1 protein-coding gene is annotated in these 2,520 nt (G+C 59.1%); it reads left to right on the top strand.

The genetic code is table 11. The features are described from left to right. Positions 1-332: 332 nt before the first annotated feature. Entirely contained in the window at positions 333-2,471 is a 2,139-nt protein-coding gene (locus H7850_RS18040; protein ID WP_227370880.1) for a methyl-accepting chemotaxis protein, read from the top strand. Positions 2,472-2,520 lie beyond the last annotated feature (49 nt).

Below are 2,520 nucleotides of genomic sequence, written 5' to 3'. Positions count from 1 at the left end.
GGCGGCACGGCGGGAGGGCAAGGCGCCATTGGTATTGTCATCCTCGAACGAGGAAACCGCCAACCATCAGGAAAGTGAATGGGTCTGATAACGACACCGAAAAGCGAACCGGCCCGGGCGATTGCTCGGGCCGGGTTGTTTGGAGGAAGCGCTGGAAGGGAAACCCAAGCTCAATATTGCTCTTTTTTTGCCGATAACTATTACAAGACCCTGGCAATTGTCCCGTCATGATTAGTGCCTCCTGCTCAAATAACGCCGGCGCCACTATCCTCATCGCGGCAGTGCCGCAACAGGTCATCTCTATTCAAATTGTTACCTCGAGGCATCAATCCATGCATTTTAAATCTCTGCGCTCGTTCGTAGTCATGCTTGTCGGCGCTTGTATCTTGACCGCCGTCGCAGCACTGGTTCTCTATTCGGTTATCTCAACGTCTCGTTCCCAGGCGACGGTGGAATCCCAGACTCGAGAGCTGATCAAAGGCAACGTCAAGGAGCGCCTGATGGTACTGGCATCTGCTCAGGCCGAGACCGTACAGCGCCAACTGGAACATGCCATGACCCTAGGGCGTGATCTGGCGAACACCAACGCCCTGATGGGTAAGCGGGATGCCGAAGGCGAGCCTTTGCTGGAACTCAGCCGCGAGGAGCTTTCGAATCTGGCCCGAAATATCGTCATTGAAAACCCACTGCTGTTGGATGCCTTCATCGGTTGGGAGCCGAATGCCTTCGGAGATGATGCGAACTTCCTCGATAGAACCGCCGAGGGCTTCGATGAAAATGGCCGTTTCATGCCCTGGTGGTACCGGGATGGGGAGGGCAATATGCAGGTCTTTGCGCTGGGCAAGGATCTTGAAAACGAAGCGCTCGACTCCTTAGGCTTCCGCAAGGGCGAATACTATCTTTGTGTAAAGGAAAACAAGCGCGCCTGCATTACCGATCCGCATTTCTACGATTACAACGGCGAGACCTTGATGGTCATGTCGTTCAATGCGCCGATTCTTGCCGATGGCGAGTTTCGCGGTATTGCCGGGGTTGATCTCTCCGTGGACTTCATTCAGGAGCTTCTCGGCGAGGCGAACCAATCGCTTTACGAGGGCGCCGGAGAAATGCGCCTAGTGTCCTCCAATGGTGTCATCGGAGCGGATACTGCCAATGCGGGTAACCTCAGCACGCTGGCGAAAAAATCGCTACCCGAAGAAGCATTGGCGGGATTTACCCAGGCGCAGGGTGGTAACCCGATTTACGGCCTGGACGAGGCAGATGGCCAGTTCGAGCTCTATTGGCCCTTCAAGGTGGGCGAGAATCCCAAGCCTTGGGTTCTATCGATTCGCCTGCCGGAAAGCGCCGTGTTGGCCGGTTTATACGACCTTCAGGCGGGCATGAAAGAGCAACGTAGTACCGATATCCTGGGCATGAGCTTGATGGGGTTGCTGATCGCCGGTCTAGGGCTAGTTACCAGCTGGCTCGTCGGTTCCAGCATCGCCCGCCCGCTGCGCCAACTGGCGGACCGCATGCGGGATATCGCCTCGGGCAACGGCGATCTGTCCCAGCGCCTGCCGGTGAAAGGTCGTAACGAAACCGCAGAGCTGGCGACCCAGTTCAACGCCTTCGCTGACAAGATCAACGATGTGCTGCTGGATGTGCGTGAAAGCAGTGATTCGGTGCGCACCGCCGCTTCTGAGATCGCCGCCGGCGGCCAGGATCTGTCCGAGCGCACCGAGACCGCGGCCTCGAACATACAGGAAACCTCCGCCTCCATGGAGCAGCTGACCAGCACCGTTGAACACACCGCCCAGTCTTCTCAGCAGGCCAATCAGCTTTCCGAGTCCGCCTCGGAAGTGGCGACTCGCGGTGGCCAGGTGGTGTCCCAAGTGGTGGAAACCATGGACGATATCAATGCCTCCTCGAAGCAGATCGCCGAGATCGTCACGGTGATGGACGGCATCGCCTTCCAGACCAACCTGCTGGCCCTCAATGCTTCCGTTGAAGCCGCGCGGGCGGGCGAGCAGGGGCGTGGCTTTGCGGTGGTCGCCTCTGAGGTACGTCAACTCGCAGGGCGCAGTGCCGACGCCGCCCAGCAGATCAAGGAGCTGATCGACACCTCCTCGAACAAGACCCGGGCCGGTGCGGAACTGGTGCGCAACGCCGGGGCGACCATGGACGAGATCGTGGCCAGCGTCGCCCGAGTTACCGACGTGCTGGGGGAGATCAGCGCCGCCACCAACGAGCAGAGCCAAGGCATCGGCCAAGTCAATCAGGCCGTGGCGGAGCTTGATCGCATGACCCAGGAAAACGCCGCCATGGTGGAGGAATCGACTACCGCCGCCGGCCACTTGCAGGAGCAATCCCAGCGCCTGGCCCAGATCGTGGGGGCCTTCACGTTGGCGGCACGGCGGGAGGGCAAGGCGCCATTGGTATTGTCATCCTCGAACGAGGAAACCGCCAACCATCAGGAAAGTGAATGGGTCTGATAACGACACCGAAAAGCGAACCGGCCCGGGCAATTGCCCGGGCCGGTTC

Origin of the sequence: Halomonas sp. M20 (assembly GCF_020622265.1) — a bacterium.
Lineage (GTDB): Bacteria > Pseudomonadota > Gammaproteobacteria > Pseudomonadales > Halomonadaceae > Modicisalibacter.
This window is presented reverse-complemented; position numbering and strand designations above follow the sequence as displayed.